This is a genomic window from Brevibacterium sp. LAARM2_SD2 (assembly GCF_057364785.1).
In genome coordinates this window covers 1-21,203 of the sequence record NZ_JBNFOM010000010.1, presented here as the reverse complement: position 1 = coordinate 21,203, position 21,203 = coordinate 1, and the positions used below count along the sequence as shown (strand labels likewise).

The following is a 21,203-nucleotide window of genomic DNA, read 5'->3' as shown; positions in this document are numbered from 1 at the left end:
GTCAGCCTCCCTGGACTGCGGTGACGATGTCGACGGTGTGGCCGTCGGTGATGGTGAAGCCGGCCCACAGGCCGCGTCGCACGACCTCGCCGTCGACGGCGAGGGCCACCCCGAGGCGGCCGCCGTCGACCGGGGTGCCGTCTTCGCTCAGCTGCCGACCGGTGATGTCCTCGACGAGGGTGCGGGCGGTCGTGCCCGCGGTGATGTCCCGGCGGTCGCCGTTGAGTGTGATGGTCATGATCCCTTCCTTGCTGTCAGCAGTGGTGCAGCCGGTGACTGCGGTGATGATGGCGAGTGGTCGGACTCGAACCGTGCCGGTGCCACGGCCTCGCGCGCACCGACGGGCAGCCACGCGGAGTCCGCGCCGACGACGAGATCCGCGCCGAGGCGGGCGCCGAACGGTGCGAGGAGCACCCCGTGGCGGAAGTACCCGGTGGAGACGACGAGACCGGGGTCGGTGCGACCGAGGAGGGGGAGGTCGTCGGGCGAGCCGGGCCGGGCCCGTGCCGTGATCTCCGTGATCTCACATCCGAGGAGCCCGGGCACGAGGCGTTCGGCGTCGTGGAGGAGACGGTGGACGCCCTCGGCGAGGATGCCCGACTGGCCGTCCTCCCGGGAGGTCGCCCCGAGGACGAGCTCCCCATCGGGCCGCGGCACGACGTAGACGGCCGACCGGCGACGAGTCCCCGGATCGTCCGGGTGAGCAGCGGGGGAGCGCCGGGATCCGAGCGGAGCCGGATGACGTCGCCGTGGACGGCTCGCAGCGGCAGCGCGGGAGCGCCGGCGATCGCATTGTGCGCCATGCCTGCGGCGAGCACGACCTGATCGGCGTACAGCCGACGTCCCGAGGCGAGCTCGACTCCGGTCGTCCGAGCCGGGGCACCGGTCGGTGATCCCTCATCGCCGACCAGTCCCGTCACCCGCTCCTCGATGACGCGGTCGCCGAGGACGGTGAGCAGCGCGCGCGTCACCCGCCGGGGATCGATCGCATGATCGCCGGGAATGAGGACGGCCCCGCACACACCGGGGGCCAGGGCTGGTTCGAGGTCGCGGGCGCGGGATCCGGTGAGCAGGTCGAGGTCGGAACCGGCCGCGGACTGGAGGGCGCTGAGTTCGCGCAGGGCCGTGAGATCCGCGCGGTCACCGGCGCAGACGAGTGTGGCGGTCGCCGTCTCCCCGAGGTCGGCCCCCGATTCCCGGGTCAGTGCCGCAGTGAAGTCCGGGTAGAGGTCGGCGGAGACGCGCATGAGCGGAAACAGCGGAGTCTGGCCCCACGCGATCTCGGCGGCAGGGGCGATCATCCCGGCCGCGGCCGCGGTGGCGCCCGAGCCCGGATGCGGATCGATGACGGTGACGGCCGCCCCGCGCCGGTGGAGCTCCCACGCCGTGGCCAGGCCGATGATCCCGGCGCCGACGACGATGACGTCCATGCGATTCTCCCTCCGGCGGCATGACCCGCATCAGGTAAGGCGGTCGGCACGAAGCCCTCTCAGCCTCCCAGCGAGGCTCCCGCGAACTCCTCTACTCTAGGAGCATGGTTCCCACGATGCCAACGTCTCCCGCAGTGCAAGACCCCGTGACCGCCCTTGCTGAGAACGTGGGGCACCCGGTCGACCGCGACTCCACCGGCCGGGATGCCGCGCGGACCCGTGCGCTCGCCTCCGCCCGGCTCTACCTCTGCACCGACGCCCGCACGCAGCAGGGCGACCTCGGTGAGTTCCTCGATGCCGCCTACGCCGGGGGCGTCGACATCATCCAGCTCCGCGACAAAGGTCTCGAAGCCAGGGAGGAGATCGCCGCCCTCGAGATCCTCCGCGATGCCGCCCACCGGCACGGGAAGCTCTTCTCCGTCAACGACCGCGCCGACGTCGCCCTCCTCGTCGGCGCCGACGTCTTCCATGTCGGGCAGGGCGACCTGACGAGCGCGCAGGCCCGCACGGTGCTCGGCGACGACGTCATCCTCGGCCGGTCGACGCATTCGGTCGAGCAGGCGCTCGCCGCTGCCGCCGACCCGGAGATCGACTACTTCTGCCTCGGCCCCGTGTGGGAGACCCCGACGAAGCCCGGTCGCCCGGCGGCCGGGCTCGATCCGCTGGCGGCGGTGAGCGGGAGGACGGTCAAGCCGTGGTTCGCGATCGGCGGGATCTCTGCCGGTGACCGTCTCCAGGCCGTGCAGGAGACCGGGGCGTCACGCATCGTCGTCGTCCGCGCGATCACCGAGGCGCCTGACCCCGCCGAGGCGGCCGCTCGGCTGCGTGCGCAGCTGGCTTCCGCTGACCCCGACACGACCGCTGGCACGACCACTGGCACGACAACTGGCACGACCACGAAGGACGGCACCCTGTGACAATCCTCATCGCCGGAGCCGGCGCGACCGGCGGCGCCTTCGGCACCCGCCTCGTCGAAGCCGGACGCGACGTCACCTTCCTCGTCAGGCCCGCACGCGCCGAGGCGCTGAGAGAGAACGGTCTGCGATTCATCGCCCCCGACGAGGACCGGACGAACCCGGTGACCGTGACGACGGCGGAGGAGCTCGCGGCCGACTCGACCCCGGTCGACCTCATCCTCGTCGCCGTCAAGGCCGGTGCCCTCGAATCGATCATCGCCGACCTCCGGCCGGCCGTCGGACCCCAGACTCTCATCATCCCGTTCCTCAATGGGATGGCGCAGATCGGTCGCCTCGAGGCGGAGTTCCCCGGGCAGGTGCTCGGTGGGCTCGTCAAGATCGTCGGCACGATGCGCGGAGCCGACATCGTCCAGATGACGGATCTCGCGACGATGACGATCGGCCGCCTCGGCGGGGGAGAGGTCCCACCCGCGGTCGTCGACGCGCTCGACGTCCCCGGCTTCCGGCTGCAGGTCATCGACGGCATCGACGACGCCCTGTGGGAGAAGTGGGTGTTCATCGCCGCGGCCGGTGTCGTCACGTGCCTCTTCCGGGCACCGGTCGGCGCGATCATGGCCGCCGGTGGCGAACCCCACGTCGTGGGGATCATCGACGAACTCGAAGCCGTCGCCATGGCCGCCGGCCACCCGGTCTCCGCGCGGGCCAGGGCGGCCACCCTGTCGATGCTCACCGCCGAGGGCTCCGCCTTCACCTCCTCGCTCTACCGGGACGTCACGGCCGGACTGCCGAACGAGACCGAGCACATCCTCGGCCACCTCCAGACGACGGCGCGCGACCTCGGCGTGCCGACCCCGCTGCTCGATCTCACTCTCGTGCAGCTGCGAGCAGGCGAGTTCGACCGGAGCGCATGAGGCGGGCGCGCTCTGCGGTCGGGACGCACCTCCGTGGCCCGACCGCAGCTGCCGTGGGCTCGGGCACCGCGGGCTCGAGGGCAGCGGTGCCGTCAGATTCGAAACCTCCGGATACGGGCTCGGCAACAGCGGCCCTCCGCTTCGCCCGGAGACGGCGGGCCACCTCGGCGATGCCGGTGAGGGTGAGCGCGATGCCGACGCCGAGGACGACACCCCACAGCGGCTGATCGGCGAACACTGCCCCGCCGAGGAGCCCGATACCCGTCGAGTAGACCGCCCACGCCAGCGCCCCGAGGAAGTCGACGGCGAGGAACCGCGGCAGGGGATAACGGAGCATCCCCGAGGCGATCGTCGTCGCCGTCCGCCCGCCGGGGATGAACCGTCCCGCGACGAGCATCGCGCCGCCCCGGACGGCGAACATCTCCGCCGTCGAGGCGAGCAGCCGGCGCAGCCGGGCCGACCGGACCCACCGGTCGGTGGCGCGACTGCCGCCGCGACCGACGAGGTGGGCGGCGAGATCGCCGAGGAGCGCACCGACGGCCGCCGCCGCGATGATGCCCACCGCCGCCGGACTGCCGGTCACGGCGTACGCGGCGGCAGTGATGACGACGGTCTCCGAGGGCACGATCGGGACGAGGGAGTCGAGGGCCGCGACGACGGCGATGAGGAGGTAGAGCCACGGGGAGGTCAGCGTCTGCTGGATGAGGTCGAGAGCGAAGTCCATGGTCATCGACCCTAGTGACGCGGCCGTGCTCGCCGATACGAGGCGGAGCGCATTCCAGGGACGGGTTCACCTGCCGACACGCTGCGGAAAACCGGAACGAGATGTGAGGTCTGACACCTCCAGACGCCCTGACCTGCGTTGCTACGATCGAGCCATGCCGTGGCCCGCGACGATCCCGCGCGAACCCCGCATGTTCCTCAGGCGGTGGTCGCTCTCCGTGCTCGGGGTGCTGTGGGGCGGCCTCCTCTGCCTGCCGCTGCTGCTCGCCGCGTGCCTCCCGCCCGCCTCGGCGCTCTCCCGTCGCGTCCTCACCTGGGAGCGGACCCGGCAGGAGCGGACTCTGGGCATCGTGCTCGCAGACGTCCGGCCGGGGCGCGGCTTCTTCGCCCTGACCGGCCTCGTCGCCCTCCTCATCGCCGTGCCCGTGGTCAACCTCCTCACCGGATTCGTCTTCGTCACCCTCGGCGCGCTCATCCAGGGCCTGTTCTCAGGCGGCGGGGTGACGATCAGCTTCTCGCTGTGGACGATGAGCCAGCCGCTGCTCCTCGTCGGCGTCCTCTACGGGGCGGCGAACCTCATCGGCGCGGTCCTCCTCGCCGAACTCGGCAACTGGCTGCACGGACGCATCGACGCCTCCGCCGGCGAGGTGAGCCGACCGACCGCGGTCCACAGCCGCATCACCGAGCTCATCACCACCCGCCGCGGGGTCGTCGTCGCCATCGACGACGAACGCCGCCGCATCGAACGCGACCTCCACGACGGGGTGCAGCAGAACGTCGTGTCCCTGTCCGTCCTCATCGCCCGGGCCCGCAGGGCCCACGACCCGGAGAAGGCGGCAGCCCTCCTCGACAGTGCGCTCGTCCAGTCCCAGGACCTCATCGACGAGATGCGGGAAGTGGCGTGGCGGGTCTATCCCACCGCACTCGACGAGCACGGGCTGGCGTCGGTGCTCACGCGCATCGCCGACCACTGCCCGGTGCCGGTGACGATCCTCGAGCAGCCGGCCGGGCGCATCCCGCAGGCCGTCGAATCGGCCGCGTACTTCGTCGTCCGCGAAGCCGTGACGAACGTCGTCAAGCACGCCGCCGCCTCGGCGATCACCATCCGCGTCCACGACGGCGGGACCGCGCTGGTCGCCGAGGTGGTCGACGACGGCCAGGGAGGCGCCGACCTGCGCGGGGGCGGGCTCCAGGGCCTCTCCCGGCGGGTCAGTGCACTCGACGGCCGACTCGAGATCATCAGCCCGGTGAGTGAGGGCACCACAGTGAGAGCGGAGATCCCCTATGACTGAGCCCACCCGCACGAATGCGCCGACGCCGGCGAGCCGTGACGCGCTGCGCGTCGTCCTCGCCGACGACGCCGTCCTCCTGCGGGAGGGCGTGCGCAGTCTCCTCGAGGACGAGGGGATCTCCGTCGTCGCCTCCGTCGATGACGGAACCCAGCTGCTCGCGGCCGTCGACGCCCTGGTCCCGCAGCTGGCGATCGTCGACGTGCGGATGCCGCCGACGCATACGACGGAGGGGCTCGAGGCGGCGTTGACGATCAAGCGCACCCACCCGGACATCGGGGTGCTCGTGCTCAGCCAGTACGTACTCCACGAGTACGCGACCGAGCTGCTCAGCTCCGAATCGGTCGGTGTCGGCTACCTGCTGAAGAACCGGGTCACCGACATCGACCGGTTCCTCGACTCGGTCATGCGCATCGCCGCCGGCGGCACCGTCATCGACCCCGAGGTCGTCCGGCAGCTCCTGCGCACCTCGGAGCGGCAGTCGACGCTCGAGGCGCTCAGCCCCCGGGAGCACGATGTCCTCGCGGCGATGGCCGAGGGACTGTCGAACCGCGGCATCGCCGAGCGCCTCTACGTCTCGATCAGCTCGGTGGAGAAGGCGATCAGCGCGATCTTCGACAAACTCGACCTCCAGGCAGGGGAGACGACGAGCCGTCGGGTCGCGGCGGTCCTGCGCTTCCTCGACCGGACGTGAAGGCTCGCTGATCTCTGCCGGTGCTCGGGTCTCCGCCCGGGCTGGTGTCGAGATGCCCAGACCATCCTGCATGCCCCGCTCCCGTCGCCTTCATGTGATAAGAATGGCCGGGGCCCGCAACCGGGACCCGACCGAATGCGAGCAGGGGACACAATGCAACAGCCGACCACCTCGGCGACGACCACCCGGAACGAGAACTCCCGGGAACTCAAGCGGGGACTGCGGTCGCGTCACCTGCAGATGATCGCGATCGGCGGCGCCATCGGCACCGGCCTCTTCCTCGGATCGGGCGGCACGATCTCCCAAGCCGGCCCCGGCGGGGCGCTGCTCGCGTACGCCGTCATCGGGATCATGGTCCTCTTCGTCATGCAGTCCCTCGGCGAGATGTCGACCCATCTGCCCGTCGCCGGGTCCTTCCACACGTACGGCTCGAAGTACGTCAGCCCCTCCTTCGGCTTCGCGATGGGCTGGAACTACTGGTTCAACTGGGCGATCACCCTGGCTGCCGAACTCGTCGCCGCCGGCGTCATCATGTCCTTCTGGGTGCCCGACGTGCCCGCATGGATCTGGGCGGCCGTCTTCCTCGCCCTCCTCACCGGCCTCAACTTCCTCTCCGCCCGCGCCTTCGGCGAAGGCGAGTTCTGGTTCGCCGCGATCAAGGTCACGGCCGTGCTCGCATTCCTCGTCCTCGGCGTCCTCATGATCGCCGGCATCATCGGCGGCAGCTCACCGGGACTGAGCAACTGGACGACCGGGGAGGCGCCGTTCGTCGGCGGGTGGGTCTCGATCATCTCCGTGTTCATGATCGCCGGCTTCTCCTTCCAGGGCACCGAGCTCGTCGGCGTCACCGCGGGCGAATCCCGGGACCCCCGCCGCGACATGCCGCGGGCCATCCGGACCGTGTTCTGGCGGATCATGCTCTTCTACATCGGAGCGATCGTCGTCATCGGATTCCTCCTGCCCTACACGGATCCGTCCCTGCTGGCCGCGGCGGACAACGACGACATCACCGCCTCCCCGTTCACCCTCGTCTTCGAACGCGCGGGCATCGCCGTGGCCGCGAGCGTGATGAACGCCGTCATCCTCACCGCGATCCTCTCCGCCGGCAACTCCGGACTCTACGCCTCGACCCGGATGCTCTACGCGATGGCGAAGGACGGCACCGCCCCACGACTGTTCGCCCGTCTCAACGCCCGCGGCGTGCCCGTCATGGCCCTCTTCGCGACCGCCTTCATCGGGCTCTTCGGATTCCTCACCGAGGTGATGGGCGACGGGGCGGCCTACACCTGGCTCATCAACGTCTCCGGTCTCTCCGGGTTCATCGTGTGGATCGGCATCGCCTGGTGTCACTTCCGGTTCCGTCGCGCCTACGTCCGCCAGGGTCACAGCGTCGCCGACCTGCCCTACCGGGCACCGCTCTTCCCCATCGGGCCGATCATCGCGCTCATCATGCTTATCGTCGTCGTCGCCGGACAGAACATCGAGGCCGTCGTCGACGGCCGCGTCCTCGAGGTCGCCTCCGCCTACATCGGCCTGCCCGCCTTCCTCCTCGTGTGGGGCATCTACCGGCTCGTCAAGGGCCGCCCTGCCGGACTCGTGCCGCTCGAGAAGGTCGACGTCGACGGGCTCGAGATCAAACCCGAGCGCTGAGCGACCCGATCGTCGGCGGCTGGTGGCGTTCACCCCACACCTCGCTATGGATTAAGCTAGGCTTGCCTAAACTCCGACGAAAGAGATCCATGCGCAGAATCCTCGCCCCCATCCTCGCCTCTGTCCTCCTGCTCACCGCGTGCTCGGGCGGCGGCGCCGGCGATGCGGAGACGACCGCGACGGGGGCCAGCGTCGACACGAAGTTCGGCGCCGTCGAGGTTCCCGCCGACCCGCAGCGCGTCGTGGCTCTGGGCTGGGGCGATGCGGAGACGGCACTCGCGCTCGGCGTCCAGCCCGTCGGCGCCTCCGACTGGGTCGAGTTCGGCGGTTCCGGCGTCGGGCCGTGGGCGGCGGACCTCTACGACACGCCTCCGGAGATCATCGCCACCCTCGAACCCGACTACGAGGCGATCGCCGCACTCGAGCCCGACCTCATCCTCGACACGAAGAGCTCGGGCGAGCAGGAGCGCTACGACCGCCTCAGCGAGATCGCCCCGACGGTGGGCCCGCCCGAAGGCGGCGACAACTACCTGACGTCGATGGATCAGCAGGTGACGATGGTCGCCGAAGCACTCGGCGAGGAGGAGAAGGGCAAGAAGCAGCTCGAGGACCTCGACGCCGAATTCGCAGTCGCCCGCGACGCCAACCCCGAGTTCGACGGCAAGACCGTGACCGTGGCGGCGAAGACCTCCGAGGGCTGGGGCGCCTACATCAAGGGCACCGAGCGCGTGCAGTTCATGGAGAACCTCGGATTCACCCAGTCTCCGACGATCGACGCACTCCAGCCCGAGGGCTTCACGGTGCCGGTGTCGGAGGAGAAGCTCGACGACCTCGACGCGGATCTCCTCCTCGTCTTCCCGATCTACATCCCCGACACCGAGGTGACCGAGGATTCCGCATTCCAGCGGATTCCCGCGGTCGCCGACGGCCGCTCGGTCGTGCTCACTCAGGACAACGACGAAGTGCGCAAGGCGTTCTCGCTCAACTCGGTGCTCTCGGCGCGCTATGCCGCCCAGACGATGCCGGAGCTCCTCAAGCCCGCCGTCAAGTAGCGGCGCGCGGCAGGCGGCGGGAGACCCTCACCGGCTGTTCTGCCCCTTCGCCGCATCGGTCCGCCACGCCTCGAGGCCAACGTCGATGATGCGGGCGTGGCGGATGCGCGCGAGCGCGGGAATCGAGATCCACTCGGCCCTGTCGGTCGTGCCGTCGACCTCGAGGGTGCCGAGGCTGCCGCCGACGATCCGCGCGAGATAGACGACTCGCACACCCTTGAAGGGGCGCCCGCTGCGGCGGTGCTTCTCCGTGAAGCTGTGCGTCGTCAGCGGGCGGACGAGCTCGGCGTCGAACCCGGTCTCCTCCCGGATCTCCCGCACGGTGCCGTCCTCGATGCTCTCCTCGTAGTCGATGCCTCCGCCCGGCAGCGTCCACAGGGCACGGTTGGGCTCGCCACCGCCGTTGAACCAGCTGAGCAGGATCTCATCGCTGTCGTTGACGATCACGGCGTAGCCGGCGACGCGCGTGTCGTATTCGGAGAAGTGCAAGTCCATGTCCACACCCTACCCATGAGTTCACGGCGCCCTCGGCGCGGACTTCCCAATTCCCCTCCCCGTGCCTAGGCTGAGGCCATGGCCGACACGCGCGCAGCCCGCTCCCAGACGACTTATCCCGGCGACAAGATGTCGAGCACCCGCGTCATCGCAGCATCACCGGCGGAGATCTTCGCGGTGCTCGCCGATCCCGGGCGCCACCAGGACACCGAACCCGGCGACTGGGTGCGCTCGGCGATCTCGGCCGAACCGATCACCCGCGTCGGGCAGGTCTTCTCGATGAACATGTTCCTCGAACAGGCCGGTGGGGCCTACCGGATGGACAATGTCGTCACCGCCTTCGAACCCGACACGGCGATCAGCTGGGATCCCGGCCAGGACGACGGCACGGGCGACGTCGCCGTCGGCGGCTGGCGCTGGCGCTACGACCTCGCGCCCGTCGACGGAGGCACCGAGGTGACCCTGACTTACGACTGGTCGGGGACGACGCAGGCGGTGCGCGACGATTTCGGCGGCTTCCCTGTCTTCCCGCCGGCCTTCCTCGACGCCTCCCTGGCCGCGCTGGCGTAGACGGTGACAGGGCGCCGCTGACGGGTAGGCTGGTGGCGTGAGTGAGATCGCCAGCAGACGCATCGGAGACACGGGGAAGCTCATCGTCTTCCTCCACGGACTGTTCGGGCGCGGCAAGAACTTCGCGTCGATCGCGAAGGCCCTGAGCCCGGAGTTCTCGAGCCTCCTCGTCGACCTCCCCGATCACGGGGAATCGGCGTGGACGGACGCCTTCAGCTACGTCGCGACCGCGGATGCCGTGGCCGCCGCCATCACCGAGGCGACCGATCCTGAGGATCGCCCCGTCCACCTCGTCGGCCATTCCCTCGGGGGCAAGGTGGCGATGGTGCTCGCGCTCCGCCATCCCGACCTCGTCGACCGCCTCGTCGTCGTCGACATCGCTCCGAGCGGCGGGGGAGACGTCGGCACGTTCGACCACCTGCTCACGAGCCTCGCCGAACTCGACCTCGACACCGTGTCCTCGCGCACCGAGGCGGATGCGGCCCTGCAGGAGACGATCCCCGACCCCACGGTGCGCGGCTTCCTCCTGCAGAACCTCAGACCGGATTCGGGCGGCTATGCGTGGCAGCCGAACCTCACGATGCTGCGGGCGAACCTCCCGGTCATCGGCGGCTTTCCGGAGGCGTCCGACCTCGTCGCTGCGGACACGGGTGCGAGGCAGTTCCCCCGCCCCGTGCTCTGGGTCGCCGGCGCGGAATCGGACTACATCGACCGCACACAGCTGCCGCTCATGCGCTCCCTCTTCCCCCGAACCACACTCGTCACCGTCAAGGGATCGGGGCACTGGGTCCATTCGGAGAAGCCGGAGGCGTTCGTGACGGCCCTGCGGACGTCCTCAACCGACCGGAATATGCTGGCTGAACACGGCGTTGTCGCCACAGAGGACGCTGCACCGGCCGCCGAGGCGGCCGCAGCGACCTCGGACACGCTGAACTGACATCGATCCCACAGGAGGAACGCGTGAGCGCACCCATCGACCAGACTCCCAAGTTCGCCGACTACGCCGACGGATCCCGACTGGTGAGCACCGACTGGGTGGCCGAGCATGCGAGCGATCCCGGCGTCGTCATCGTCGAAAGCGACGAGGACGTCCTCCTCTACGAGACCGGCCACATCCCCGGTGCCGTCAAGGTCGATTGGCACACCGAACTCAATGACCCCGTCTCTCGCGACTACGTCGACGGTGCGGGATTCGCAGCGCTCATGGCCGCCAAGGGGATCTCCCGGGACGACACGATCGTCTTCTACGGCGACAAGTCCAACTGGTGGGCCGCCTACGCGCTGTGGGTGTTCTCGCTCTTCGGCCACGCCGACGTCCGGCTGATGGACGGCGGCCGGGCGAAGTGGGAGGCCGAGGGTCGGGAGATGACGACCGAGAAGCCGCAGCGGGAGACCACCGACTACCCGGTCGTCGAGCGTGACGACCAGACGCTGCGGGCCTTCCTGCCCGAGGTCAGGGACGGACTCGGCACACGCCCGCTCATCGACGTCCGCAGCCCCGAGGAGTACAGCGGCGAACGCACGCACATGCGCGCGTACCCCGAGGAGGGCGCCCTGCGCGGCGGTCACATCCCCGGGGCGCAGTCGGTGCCGTGGGCGAAGGCCGCGAACGAGGACGGCACGTTCCGCACCGCGGATGAGCTGCGCGCCATCTACACCGACGGGGCGGGTCTCGGCACCTCCGACGATGTCATCGCCTACTGCCGGATCGGAGAGCGCTCGAGCCACACGTGGTTCGTCCTCCAGCACCTGCTCGGCTACGACCACGTCCGCAACTACGACGGGTCGTGGACGGAGTGGGGCAACGCGGTGCGCGTGCCGATCGCCACGGGCACCGAACCGGGCGAGGTGCCGGCACGCTGATGGCCGCGGACATCACCACCTCCGACCTGCCGGACTCGCTGGCCGAGATCGTCACCGACTTCGCCGAGACCGAGCCGGCCGAGCGGCTCCAGCTGCTCCTCGAGTTCTCGAATGAGCTGCCCGAGCTGCCGGCGAAGTACGCCGATCATCCCGAGCTCCTCGAACCGGTGCCCGAATGCCAGTCGCCGATCTTCCTCGTCACCGAGGTCGACGACCCCGACAGCGGTGAGCAGGCGACCGTGCGCCTCCACTTCTCCGCCCCACCGGAGGCGCCGACGACCCGCGGGTTCGCCGGTATCCTCTCCGAGGGCCTCGACGGGCAGACCGCTGAGACGGTGCTCTCCGTCCCCGCGGACCTGCCTCTGCGGCTGTCGCTGACCGACGCGGTGAGCCCGCTGCGACTGCGGGGCATGAGCGGAATGCTCTCGCGCATCCAGCGTCAGGTTTCTGAGAGGATCGGCAAGATCACATCCGCATGAGCGCGGAGGCGGTTGGCTGAGGGGCGCAGTTGGGCTAGATTGTGGTTAGCCTGTCCTTAATCAATCGACCTCCGAGGATCTTCCGATGACTGCTCTCGCCACCCCCGCCTCGGCGACAGCAGACTCCACTTCGAAGCCCTCGACCTCGGCCGCACTCAAGGCGCGACGGGCCATCGGCCTCGTCATCGCGCTCATCGCCCTCGTCGTCGTCATCCTCGCATCCCTGGCGATCGGCACGCGGGACATGCCGGTCTCGGAGGTCATCGGCGCTTTCGTCGCCCCCTCCGGCAGCGACGATCAGCTCGTCGTCCTCGAGCTGCGGTTCCCGCGGACCGTGCTCGGCATCATCGTCGGCATGGGACTCGGGCTGTCCGGGGCGCTCATCCAGGCGCTCACCCGCAACCCGCTCGCCGATCCCGGCATCCTCGGCGTCAATGCCGGAGCGTCGTTCGCCGTCACCGTCGGCATCGGATTCTTCGGCATCACCTCGATCAGCGGCTACGTCTGGTTCGCCTTCCTCGGCGCCCTGCTCGCAACGACCGGCGTCTACGTCATCGGCTCCGCCGGGCGCACCCGCACGGTCGATCCCATCCGTCTCACCCTCGCCGGGGTCGCCGTGGCCGCCGTGCTCACGGGACTGACGAAGGGCATCCTGCTCACCAACGAACGTGCGTTCGACGCGTTCCGCTCGTGGGACGTCGGTGCGATCGCCGGCCGCGACTTCGACACGGTCTCCGCGGTCGTCCCGTTCATCGCGATCGGCATCGTCCTGGCCTTGGCGCTCTCGCACTCGCTCAACGCCGTCGCCCTCGGTGACGATCTCGCCGCGAGCCTCGGCACCTCGGTCAATCGCACGCGGATCCTCTCGATCATCGCCGTCACCCTCCTCGCCGGAGCCGCCACCGCAGCGGCCGGTCCGATCGGCTTCATCGGGCTGATGATCCCGCACATCGCGCGGTGGATCGTCGGTCCCGACCAGCGGTGGATCCTCAGCTATTCGCTCATCCTGTCCCCGATCCTCCTGCTCGCCTCCGACATCATCGGCCGTGTCGTCATGAAGCCCGGTGAGCTGCAGGTCGGCGTCGTCACCGCCTTCGTCGGCGCCCCCGTCCTCATCGCGCTCGTGCGCCGGAAGAAAGCGAGCGGCCTGTGAGCCCGACATCGGCAGCCGCAGACACCAGCCCGGTCCGCGAACTCGTCCCCGGCAAGGGCGTGGCCGCGGGGGAGCGGATCGACTTCGGTCGGCCCATGGCCCGGGTGCTCGGCCACCGCATCGACGTCCGCGTCGTCGTGGCCGCCGGCATCGTCGCGTTCCTCGCCCTCGTCTGCGGCTTCTTCGGCCTTCTTCTCGGGGAGTTCTCCCTCACCCCCGCCGAGGTGTTCGAAGGTCTTTTCGGGGCCGCTGACCAGCGCATCGTCAACACCGTCGTCGGCGAATGGCGGGCCCCGCGGATCGTCGCCGGCATCGTCCTCGGCGCCGGCCTCGGCGTCTCCGGTGCCGTCTTCCAATCGCTGACGCGCAATCCGCTCGGCAGCCCGGACATCATCGGCTTCTCCACCGGCGCCTACACCGGCGGCATCGTGACGATCATCTTCTTCGGGACGAGCTTCGTCTCCACCGCCTTCGGCGCGATCCTCGGCGGCATCCTCACCGCCGTCCTCGTCTACGTCCTCACGTGGAAGGGCGGAGTCCAGGGCTTCCGGCTCATCATGTCGGCATCGCGCTCACTGCGATGCTCAGCGCCTTCAACACGTGGCTGATCATGCGCGCCGACCTCGATCTCGCGATGGCCGCCGCCACGTGGGGCGCGGGCACCCTCAAAGGCATGGGCTGGTCGACGATCCTGCCGGCGACGATCGCCACGATCGTCCTCGGCATCGCCTGCGGACTCTTCTCCCGCGACCTCGGCACGCTTGAGCTCGGCGACGACACCGCGAAGGCCCTCGGGGTGCGCAACGAACCCGTGCGGGCGGCGCTCATCCTCGTCGCCGTCGCTCTCGTCGCCGTGGTCACCGCCGCTGCCGGCCCGATCGCCTTCGTCGCCCTGGCCGCCCCGCAGATCGGGCGGCGCATCGCGAGGTCGCAGGGCACGAGCCTGCTCATGGCCGCCGCCGTGGGCGCGCTCCTCCTCGTCGGGGCCGACCTCATCGCCCAGCACGCCCTGGGCGAGATCCAACTTCCCGTCGGAGTCGTCACCGTGTGCATCGGCGGCGTCTACCTCATCTGGCTACTCGTCCAAGAAGCTCGGAGGGCACAATGAGCGCTCACACCATGGCCGCAGACCTCGCATCCTCAGGGGTCGACGCCCCGGCGCCGCTGATGGCGGAGCACCTCGACCTCGCCTATGACCAGCGCCAGATCGTCACCGACCTCGACGTGCGGATCCCGGAGGGGAAGTTCACCGTCATCGTCGGTCCGAATGCGTGCGGCAAGTCGACGCTGCTGCGCGCCCTCGCGCGTCTCCTGCCGCCGGCGAAGGGAACCGTCCTCCTCGACGGCACCGACATCACGAAGCTGAAGACGAAGCAGATCGCCAAGCGTCTCGGCCTGCTGCCGCAGAGCTCGATCGCCCCGGAGGGCATCACGGTCGGCGAACTCGTCGCGCGTGGGCGCCACCCGCACCAGTCGTTCCTCAAGCAGTGGACGGATGCCGACGAGATCGCCGTGCTCTCCGCGCTGCGAGCGACGAACACCGAGGAGCTCTCGGCGCGTCAGGTCGATGAGCTCTCCGGCGGTCAGCGGCAGCGGGTGTGGGTCGCGATGGTGCTCGCCCAGGAGACGCCGCTGCTCCTCCTCGACGAGCCGACGACGTTCCTCGACGTCGCCTTCCAGATCGAACTGCTCGACCTGTTCGCCCAGCTCAACCACGAGCACGGGCACACGCTCGTCGCCGTGCTCCACGACCTCAACCAGGCGTGCCGCTACGCCGACGAGATCGTCGCGATGAAGGACGGCGCGATCGTCGCTCAGGGCGCCCCCTCGCAGATCGTCACCGCCGAGCTCGTCCACGACGTGTTCGGCATCGACTGCAGCGTCATCGACGACCCGGTCACGGGCGCGCCGATGATCGTGCCCGGGCCGCCGAAGAAGACCTTCGCCGACCGTGCGGAGAAAGCCAGCGCCTGACGTTCGCGCGGCTCCTCAGCTGAATCCGGGGGTGCCGCCTACCGCTTGTCGGCCCCGTCGCCGTCAGGCCCGTCGGTGTCGGGCCGGGCGGTGTTGGTCCCGTCGGTGTCGGTCCGGCTGCCGTCGGTCCCGCCGGTGTCGGGCCGGCTGCCGGCCTGTGTGCCGTTGTTCGACGTGTCCGGTGCAGTGCCCTGCGCGCTCCGCGCCTCGGCAGTCCGGGCGCCGGTCGCGGCCGTGTGATCGGCACTGTCGTGGTTCGGCTTCTTCACGAGCTTCTGGATGCCGATCGCGATCGCCGCGACGATGGCGCCCCAGATCGCACCGAGGATGAGCGAGAAGAACGTGTTGACGAGCCAGCCGAGGATGCCTGCCACCTCGGCGGCAGGAGCCTCGAGGCTGTGGACGAAGTCGTAGATGGCGGTGAAGCCGAGTTCGTCGGTGCCGACGAGGATGATGTGGCCGCCGACCCAGAGCATCGCCAGGGTGCCGATGACGGAGAGCCCGCCGAGGAGCTTCGGCATCGACTGGACGAGGAAGCGACCGAACTTCTGCGTGCCCGGATTCTCGCGACCGGCGAGGTTGAGGCCGATGTCATCCATCTTGACGATGAGGGCGACGACGCCGTAGACGCCGACGGTGATCGCGAGCGCGACGACGACGAGGATGATCGCCCGCGACAGCAGCGGCTCCTGGGCCACCTCGTTGAGGGCGATGACCATGATCTCGCAGCTGAGCACGAAGTCCGTGGTGATCGCCGAGCGCACGATCTTCTTCTCACGACCGGCCTCATCCTCCGGAGCCTGCCCGGCGGCCTCGTCCTTGTCGTCGTGCGCCTCGACCCAGCCGAGCTTCTCGAAGATCTTCTCGGCCCCTTCGAAGCACAGGTACGTGCCGCCGACCATGAGGAGGGGAGTGAGAAGCCACGGCAGGAACTGACTGAGCAGGAGGATGATCGGCAGGATGATGACGATCTTGTTGAACAGCGAGCCGATCGCGATGCGCTTGATGATCGGCAGTTCGCGCTTGGGATCGACGCCCTCGACGAACTTCGGGGTGACAGCGGCATCGTCGACGACGACGCCGACGGTCTTGGCGCCGGCGCGCGAAGCACCGGCGGCCACGTCGTCGAGGCTGGCAGCCGAGAGCTTGACGAGTGCTGCCACATCGTCGAGGAGGGCGAAGAGGCCGCCGGCCATCTACTTCTCCCCGCCGTTGTCGTGGATCAGCTCGCCGAGGCGGTTCCCGCTCTGGTCGAAGACCGCGAGGACATTACCGTCGACCTCGACCCGGCGCACTCCACCCACCCATGTCTGCATTCCTTTGGCGGCCATCTGCGTGGTGAGGAACGGGGCGACGACTGCGCTGCCGTCACCGTCAGGCTGCCAGGTCGTCACTATGCGGTTGGCGCCGTCGCTGCCCGTGACAGATCCGTCCAAAGCGAATTCGAGGAAGGCGTGGGGATTGCTCTCAGCAGCCCACCTCCCACTGGCGCTGTGTGTCATTTCTCCTTCTCCAATCCGCCGATGACTGATCCCTGATCGTCTTTGAACGTCATGACTTCGCCGTCGATCGTCGCCGTCGAGGCCTTCGACAGCCATTGGTCCCCGGGGCAGGCTTTCTGCGTCGTTGCGAACGGCTCGATCGTGATCTCGTCTCCCTCGACAGTCCAGGTCGTATCAATGGCGTTGCATCCGTCCGAACCCGAGACTGCACCGTCGTCACTGAAATCGAGGAAGGGGTTTCCTGCCTCAGGGGACGTCCATTTCCCGACAGGATCGAGCTCGGCCGCGGCGGTCTCGGTCGGTGAGCTTGTTTCGCTGGCAGCCGAACTCGTGGGCGACTCGGCAGGAGAGCCTGTGCTGCACGCGGCAAGGGGCAACGTCGCCGCAAGGGCGATCGCGCCGAGGACACGCCTGAGGCCGGGGGACAGTCGGTGCACGCTGAGGGTCGTCATGCACCGATCATAACGGGGAGGCCCGAGAGGTCGATCCTCGTCGCCGACGAAGCGCGCGATTCCACGTTTTGTTCGTTTTGTTCACCGGCAACACGCAACCTTGTTGCTTCGCACCGTTGCCGATCCGTAACCTGGCACACGGTTGAGAGACGTATTCGTGATCTGTTCGTGACAGCACATATGACTGCTGAGCGAGCGAGGCCGCGAGTACGGCCGACAATCACACCAGACAATCCGACCAAGGGAATCCAAGAGTATGCAGAAGAAACTCGTGCAGAGTTCGCTCGCCCTGTCCGCTGTCGCAGCGCTCAGCCTCGGCAGCGCCTTCTTCGCGTCGCCTGCGATGGCCACCGCCGCCCCGCAGAAGCTCGACGTGCAGAGCGACACCCAGATCCAGAAGGCGCTGTCCGACATCGAAGGCGTCAACGCCTACGGTGAGCGGGGCGGCAAGCTCAGCCTCGGCGTCGAGAAGAAGACGCCGGAGATCGAGGATCTCGAGAAGAAGTACTCGAACATCACGATCACCGAAGGCATCAAGGAGCTCGAGCCGTACGCGAAGAACGACCTCGTCGGCGGCGCCGGGTACCTCGTGCAGACCCCGGCCGGCGGCGGAGTCTGCTCGACCGGATTCTCCGGCTGGGACGATGCGGGCAAGCCCGTCGTCCTCACGGCCGGTCACTGCGCGAAGAACTACAACGCCGACACCGGTGAGATCAACGGCGACTCGACCGTCGACCAGACCGAGCGTCCGAGCACCGCGCAGGCCAACGGCGGCGAGGGCTTCGATCCGTCGGGCCTCGGCATCGCCGGCGAGTGGGGCTACTCCAGCTACGGCAGCGGTGACCTCCTCGACCCGACGGACCCGAATCCGCCGCTCCCGAAGGACAGCGACATCGACTTCGCCGTCATCAACGTCGACGAGTCGAAGTACAACGTCAAGAACGGTGTGACCGACTGGACCTCCGCGGACACCGAGGACCTGTCCTCGAGCCTCGCCACCGACATCGCGAAGGTCGGCGCCCACACCGAAGGCAAGATCCAGAAGTCCGGACGCACCACCGGTCTGACCGAGGGCGAGGTCATCCCGCGCGAGGATTACAACTTCGACTTCACGAACGTCGGCGGATACTGGGTGCACGGCTTCGGCGTGACCTCGCCGGCCGACAAGCCGTTCTCGCAGCCGGGCGACTCCGGCGGAGCCGTCTTCCAGGGCGACACCGCTGTCGGCGTCATCTCCGGCGGCGGACCTGCCGGCGACGGCACGCAGTTCGGCTGGGTCGCTGACCTCGACTACTCGCTCGAGCAGTCCGGCCAGTCGTTCAACATCGAGAAGCCGGGCACGGAGACCCCCGAAGCCCCGGCCGCCCCCGTTGTCGAGGATCAGACCATCAAGCCCAACGGCGACGTCAAGGGCAAGGCTGCGGCGAATGCCGAGGTCAAGGTCGACTGGAAGCCGGCCGCCGATGCCGGCACGAACAGTGCTCAGGCCGCGACGGAGGGCTCGGAGACGGTCAAGGCCGACGCCGATGGCAACTTCGTCCTCGAAGGCCCCGAGGCCGCCGGCGACTACGACTACACCGCGACGGCTGTCGTCGACGGTCAGGAGTCGGAAGCCGCGACCTTCACGGTGACCGTCGAAGAGGAGAAGACCGAGACCCCGGCTCCGGTGGAGCGCGGAATCACGGTCGACCCGAAGGAGATCGCCGCCTCGGACTTCGTCCAGCAGGACAAGGCCGTGAAGATCACCGTCAAGGGCTTCGACGAGGGCGAGAAGGTGTCGCTCAAGCTCGTGTCCGGACCGGAGAACGTCAAGGGCATCGAACTCGACGAGACGGCCAACGCCGATGGCGTCGCAGCCTTCTCGATCTACGGAACGAGCGCCTCCGACCCCTCGGTCTACATCGGCCAGTACGATGTTTCCGTCACCGGCGCCAATGACACCGAGGACGAGTCGGCTCTGACCGGGTCGTTCAAGGTCGTTGCCGATGAGAAGGGCAACGGCGGCGGCAGCGATGATGGCAAGGACGGCGGTGACGGGGGCGGCGATCTGCCCCGCACCGGTGCCGAGCTCACCGGTCTCGCAGCCGGTGCAGGTCTGCTCCTCGTCGGCGGCGCCGCTGTGGTGCTGACGATGCGTCGCGCGAAGAAGAACTGAATGCGCTGAGCTGCGCACAGTGACTGACTCTGTTCAGTTGCGGTGTGAGCACAGCTGACAGGGCGCCCTCGGTGGAGACACCGGGGGCGCCTTTGTTTTCCGTTTCGTGATGCTGTACCGCGGCACGCGCCCGATGAGTCGAGAGGTTGCCGCGCCGGAGCCGAGCGGCTTTCTGGTGCGGTTCTCACGACACCGCAGTGGTCTGAACAGCAACGAAGACAATTCGGTTGCTCGGTCTCGTTCGAGCAGTCTTCTGTTTCGTTCATTTAGTTCACAGGAACAGACCCCATTTCTTGGTGGTCCATGGATGCGGCCCGTAACCTATTTGTGACTAAGGTCATCACTTTGTGACATTGGTAACTCCCCGAAGAAGAGAGACGGAAAGTATGCAGAAGAAGCTCGTGCAGAGCTCGCTCGCTATGACCGCCGCTGCGGCGCTTGGTCTGGGCAGTGCGTTCTTCGCAGGTCCCGCAATTGCTGCGGACAAGCCGGCGATCAATGTGAAGTCCGAGTCAGCGGTTCAGGACGCAGTCGCTGAATATCTGGCGAACGACAAGGGCGAACTGCCCACTGAGATCGGTCGATTCGGCACGTCCGGCGACACCCTCTACCTTGGCGTATCGGAGAAGACGGACAGCGTCGAGAAGCTCGATTCCAAGTACAAGAACGTAGAAGTCAAGGTGTCCAGCGAGTTCACGGCTGGCGAACCGCAGAGCAAGAAGGACCTTGTCGGCGGAGCAGGCTACCTCTTCAACGTTCCTTCGCTCAACCGAACCGCCGTCTGCTCGACCGGATTCTCCGGCTGGGACGCGAATGGAGCGCCGATCGTGCTGACCGCTGGTCATTGCGCCGATGATGGTGGTGCGTCTACGCAGATCGTCGACACGGAGCGCCCGTCCACGGCCTCTGCAGTCGGCGGCGAAGGCTTCGATCCGAACGGCACCGGAGCCCCCGGAACGTGGGGAACGTACCAGTATGGTTCGACCATTTCAGGCTCAAATGTGGACGACCCCGATAAGGCTTACGATTTCGGTGTCATCAAGGTTGCTGAGGGATTCACCGTGAAGCCCGAAGTCACCGACTGGACGACTGCGAAAGATGATGATCTGTCGCTTTCCACCACGAAGATCACCTAGCTCGGCACCGAGACGCCAGGAGCTTCCATCACCAAGTCCGGTCGTACGACCGGTGTGACCACGGGCACGGTGTCGACTGATACCCAGTTCCAGTTCGCGAACATCGGTGGTCGTGCGGTTCATGGTTTCCAGGTCGATTCAGGCTCCAAGGCGTTCTCGGCCTCGGGCGATTCCGGTGGAGCTGTCTATCAGGGCGATGCCGCCATCGGCGTGATCTCCGGCGGACCCGGTGAGGACAGCCCTGAATTCGGTCAGTGGTCGTGGGTTGCCGACCTCGACTACTCGCTGGAGAAGTCGGGCCAGTCGGTCACCTTCAAGGACCCCAATCAGACGCCTGAACCGCCTGCCGCTCCGGTCGTGAGCGATCAGACGATCAAGCCCAATGGAGCCGTTACCGGTAAGGCTGCGCCGAACACCGATGTTCAGATCACCTGGGGTCCGGCTCCTCAGGCCGACCCCAGCGGCGATCAGACGGTGAAGACCGATGCTGACGGCAACTTCAGCATCGAGGGCCCCGCCAGTGTCGGCGTCTACGACTACGCCGCGACTGCCAAGAATGAAGGCGGCTCTTCGGAAACCGTCAACTTCAAGGTGACGGTCGAAGACGATTCGGCGGCGAACGCTGACGCTGGTGCGACCGGTGCTGAGGCTGACGCTGGTGCGACCGGTGCTGAGGCTGACGCTGGTGCGACCGGTGCTGAGGCTGACGCTGGTGCCACGGGTGCTGAGGCTGACGCTGGTGCCACGGGTGCTGAGGC

Annotated in this window: 21 protein-coding genes, 3 pseudogenes and 1 riboswitch; of the genes and pseudogenes, 16 read left to right on the top strand and 8 right to left on the bottom strand. The window is 68.3% G+C overall.

Annotation, left to right across the window (positions count from 1 at the left end; translation table 11 throughout):
• Position 1: 1 nt before the first annotated feature.
• The 3 genes and pseudogenes from thiS to AC2W7K_RS08095 form a co-directional block, all read right to left on the bottom strand.
• A complete protein-coding gene (thiS, locus tag AC2W7K_RS08105) occupies positions 2-238 on the bottom strand; it encodes a sulfur carrier protein ThiS (RefSeq protein ID WP_137824667.1) in 237 nt (78 codons plus the stop codon).
• A complete protein-coding gene (locus tag AC2W7K_RS08100) occupies positions 235-657 on the bottom strand; it encodes an FAD-dependent oxidoreductase (protein ID WP_486006007.1) in 423 nt (140 codons plus the stop codon). The genes thiS and AC2W7K_RS08100 overlap by 4 nt, the downstream gene beginning before the upstream one ends.
• A gap of 107 nt (positions 658-764) precedes the next feature.
• Positions 765-1,430: pseudogene (locus AC2W7K_RS08095) on the bottom strand (FAD-dependent oxidoreductase); the annotation flags it as partial.
• A riboswitch (TPP riboswitch) is annotated at positions 1,421-1,523 on the bottom strand. Its footprint overlaps the pseudogene before it by 10 nt.
• Positions 1,524-1,597: 74 nt before the next feature.
• On the opposite strand from AC2W7K_RS08095, the gene thiE reads away from it, so the two are divergent.
• On the top strand, positions 1,598-2,347 hold the full coding sequence (thiE, locus tag AC2W7K_RS08090; RefSeq protein WP_486006006.1) for a thiamine phosphate synthase: 750 nt from the start codon (positions 1,598-1,600) through the stop codon (positions 2,345-2,347).
• Entirely contained in the window at positions 2,344-3,258 is a 915-nt protein-coding gene (locus AC2W7K_RS08085) for a ketopantoate reductase family protein (RefSeq protein WP_486005984.1), read from the top strand. Before thiE ends, AC2W7K_RS08085 begins: the two co-directional genes overlap by 4 nt.
• Here AC2W7K_RS08085 and AC2W7K_RS08080 read toward each other — a convergent pair.
• Positions 3,212-3,988, bottom strand: coding sequence for a DedA family protein (locus AC2W7K_RS08080; RefSeq protein WP_486005983.1), 777 nt, complete (start codon positions 3,986-3,988; stop codon positions 3,212-3,214). The genes AC2W7K_RS08085 and AC2W7K_RS08080 overlap by 47 nt on opposite strands.
• 148 nt (positions 3,989-4,136) lie before the next feature.
• On the opposite strand from AC2W7K_RS08080, the gene AC2W7K_RS08075 reads away from it, so the two are divergent.
• From AC2W7K_RS08075 to AC2W7K_RS08060, 4 genes are all read left to right on the top strand, one after another.
• Positions 4,137-5,273, top strand: a complete 1,137-nt coding sequence (locus AC2W7K_RS08075; RefSeq protein WP_486005982.1) for a sensor histidine kinase — start codon at positions 4,137-4,139, stop codon at positions 5,271-5,273.
• Positions 5,266-5,964: a response regulator gene (locus tag AC2W7K_RS08070; RefSeq protein WP_486005981.1), complete on the top strand. Its 699-nt coding sequence runs from the start codon at positions 5,266-5,268 to the stop codon at positions 5,962-5,964. The genes AC2W7K_RS08075 and AC2W7K_RS08070 overlap by 8 nt, the downstream gene beginning before the upstream one ends.
• A gap of 153 nt (positions 5,965-6,117) precedes the next feature.
• Positions 6,118-7,614: an amino acid permease gene (locus AC2W7K_RS08065; protein WP_198498487.1), complete on the top strand. Its 1,497-nt coding sequence runs from the start codon at positions 6,118-6,120 to the stop codon at positions 7,612-7,614.
• An 89-nt stretch (positions 7,615-7,703) separates the two neighbouring features.
• Entirely contained in the window at positions 7,704-8,666 is a 963-nt protein-coding gene (locus AC2W7K_RS08060; RefSeq protein ID WP_198498488.1) for an iron-siderophore ABC transporter substrate-binding protein, read from the top strand.
• Positions 8,667-8,693: 27 nt separating this feature from the next.
• Here the strand turns inward: AC2W7K_RS08060 and AC2W7K_RS08055 are convergent, their stop codons facing one another.
• Complete coding sequence (locus tag AC2W7K_RS08055) at positions 8,694-9,161, bottom strand: NUDIX hydrolase (protein ID WP_198498489.1); 468 nt, start codon at positions 9,159-9,161, stop codon at positions 8,694-8,696.
• 78 nt (positions 9,162-9,239) lie between these two features.
• Between AC2W7K_RS08055 and AC2W7K_RS08050 the strand changes: the two genes are divergently transcribed.
• From AC2W7K_RS08050 to AC2W7K_RS08020, 7 genes and pseudogenes are all read left to right on the top strand, one after another.
• A complete protein-coding gene (locus AC2W7K_RS08050) occupies positions 9,240-9,731 on the top strand; it encodes an SRPBCC family protein (protein ID WP_486005980.1) in 492 nt (163 codons plus the stop codon).
• A 37-nt stretch (positions 9,732-9,768) separates the two neighbouring features.
• Positions 9,769-10,668 (top strand): alpha/beta fold hydrolase, encoded by a 900-nt coding sequence (locus AC2W7K_RS08045; protein WP_486005979.1) that lies wholly within the window; start codon positions 9,769-9,771, stop codon positions 10,666-10,668.
• Between the two features lie 23 nt (positions 10,669-10,691).
• Positions 10,692-11,594 (top strand): sulfurtransferase, encoded by a 903-nt coding sequence (locus AC2W7K_RS08040; protein ID WP_486005978.1) that lies wholly within the window; start codon positions 10,692-10,694, stop codon positions 11,592-11,594.
• On the top strand, positions 11,594-12,073 hold the full coding sequence (locus AC2W7K_RS08035) for a SufE family protein (protein ID WP_198498492.1): 480 nt from the start codon (positions 11,594-11,596) through the stop codon (positions 12,071-12,073). Before AC2W7K_RS08040 ends, AC2W7K_RS08035 begins: the two co-directional genes overlap by 1 nt.
• A gap of 85 nt (positions 12,074-12,158) precedes the next feature.
• Entirely contained in the window at positions 12,159-13,226 is a 1,068-nt protein-coding gene (locus tag AC2W7K_RS08030) for an iron chelate uptake ABC transporter family permease subunit (RefSeq protein ID WP_198498493.1), read from the top strand.
• Positions 13,227-13,321: 95 nt separating this feature from the next.
• Positions 13,322-14,334, top strand: a pseudogene (locus AC2W7K_RS08025) (FecCD family ABC transporter permease).
• Positions 14,331-15,200, top strand: coding sequence for an ABC transporter ATP-binding protein (locus AC2W7K_RS08020; protein ID WP_486005977.1), 870 nt, complete (start codon positions 14,331-14,333; stop codon positions 15,198-15,200). The pseudogene AC2W7K_RS08025 and the gene AC2W7K_RS08020 overlap by 4 nt, the downstream one beginning before the upstream one ends.
• A gap of 38 nt (positions 15,201-15,238) precedes the next feature.
• Here AC2W7K_RS08020 and AC2W7K_RS08015 read toward each other — a convergent pair whose 3' ends face one another.
• From AC2W7K_RS08015 to AC2W7K_RS08005, 3 genes are all read right to left on the bottom strand, one after another.
• The gene (locus tag AC2W7K_RS08015; RefSeq protein WP_486005976.1) at positions 15,239-16,396 is read right to left on the bottom strand and encodes a DUF808 domain-containing protein; all 1,158 of its coding nucleotides are present in this window, start codon (positions 16,394-16,396) and stop codon (positions 15,239-15,241) included.
• A complete protein-coding gene (locus tag AC2W7K_RS08010; RefSeq protein WP_486005975.1) occupies positions 16,397-16,636 on the bottom strand; it encodes an META domain-containing protein in 240 nt (79 codons plus the stop codon).
• Positions 16,637-16,698: 62 nt separating this feature from the next.
• Complete coding sequence (locus AC2W7K_RS08005) at positions 16,699-17,154, bottom strand: META domain-containing protein (protein ID WP_211977845.1); 456 nt, start codon at positions 17,152-17,154, stop codon at positions 16,699-16,701.
• 256 nt (positions 17,155-17,410) lie between these two features.
• Here AC2W7K_RS08005 and AC2W7K_RS08000 point away from each other — a divergent pair, with 256 nt between their 5' ends.
• The 3 genes and pseudogenes from AC2W7K_RS08000 to AC2W7K_RS07990 form a co-directional block, all read left to right on the top strand.
• Positions 17,411-19,309, top strand: coding sequence for a S1 family peptidase (locus AC2W7K_RS08000; RefSeq protein ID WP_486005974.1), 1,899 nt, complete (start codon positions 17,411-17,413; stop codon positions 19,307-19,309).
• Between the two features lie 386 nt (positions 19,310-19,695).
• Complete coding sequence (locus tag AC2W7K_RS07995) at positions 19,696-20,445, top strand: chymotrypsin family serine protease (RefSeq protein ID WP_486005973.1); 750 nt, start codon at positions 19,696-19,698, stop codon at positions 20,443-20,445.
• Positions 20,446-20,499: 54 nt separating this feature from the next.
• A pseudogene (locus AC2W7K_RS07990) lies at positions 20,500-21,203 on the top strand (hypothetical protein); the annotation flags it as partial.

Coding starts and splice junctions, on each gene's coding strand:
- AC2W7K_RS08005 (WP_211977845.1), bottom strand. CDS start 17,154: ATGACGACCCTCAGCGTGCACCGACTGTCCCCCGGCCTCAGGCGTGTC.
- AC2W7K_RS08020 (WP_486005977.1), top strand. CDS start 14,331: ATGAGCGCTCACACCATGGCCGCAGACCTCGCATCCTCAGGGGTCGAC.
- AC2W7K_RS08080 (WP_486005983.1), bottom strand. CDS start 3,988: ATGACCATGGACTTCGCTCTCGACCTCATCCAGCAGACGCTGACCTCC.
- AC2W7K_RS08030 (WP_198498493.1), top strand. CDS start 12,159: ATGACTGCTCTCGCCACCCCCGCCTCGGCGACAGCAGACTCCACTTCG.
- AC2W7K_RS08060 (WP_198498488.1), top strand. CDS start 7,704: ATGCGCAGAATCCTCGCCCCCATCCTCGCCTCTGTCCTCCTGCTCACC.
- AC2W7K_RS08055 (WP_198498489.1), bottom strand. CDS start 9,161: ATGGACTTGCACTTCTCCGAATACGACACGCGCGTCGCCGGCTACGCC.
- AC2W7K_RS07995 (WP_486005973.1), top strand. CDS start 19,696: ATGCAGAAGAAGCTCGTGCAGAGCTCGCTCGCTATGACCGCCGCTGCG.
- AC2W7K_RS08075 (WP_486005982.1), top strand. CDS start 4,137: ATGCCGTGGCCCGCGACGATCCCGCGCGAACCCCGCATGTTCCTCAGG.
- AC2W7K_RS08065 (WP_198498487.1), top strand. CDS start 6,118: ATGCAACAGCCGACCACCTCGGCGACGACCACCCGGAACGAGAACTCC.
- AC2W7K_RS08070 (WP_486005981.1), top strand. CDS start 5,266: ATGACTGAGCCCACCCGCACGAATGCGCCGACGCCGGCGAGCCGTGAC.
- AC2W7K_RS08050 (WP_486005980.1), top strand. CDS start 9,240: ATGGCCGACACGCGCGCAGCCCGCTCCCAGACGACTTATCCCGGCGAC.
- AC2W7K_RS08015 (WP_486005976.1), bottom strand. CDS start 16,396: ATGGCCGGCGGCCTCTTCGCCCTCCTCGACGATGTGGCAGCACTCGTC.
- AC2W7K_RS08035 (WP_198498492.1), top strand. CDS start 11,594: ATGGCCGCGGACATCACCACCTCCGACCTGCCGGACTCGCTGGCCGAG.
- thiS (WP_137824667.1), bottom strand. CDS start 238: ATGACCATCACACTCAACGGCGACCGCCGGGACATCACCGCGGGCACG.
- AC2W7K_RS08000 (WP_486005974.1), top strand. CDS start 17,411: ATGCAGAAGAAACTCGTGCAGAGTTCGCTCGCCCTGTCCGCTGTCGCA.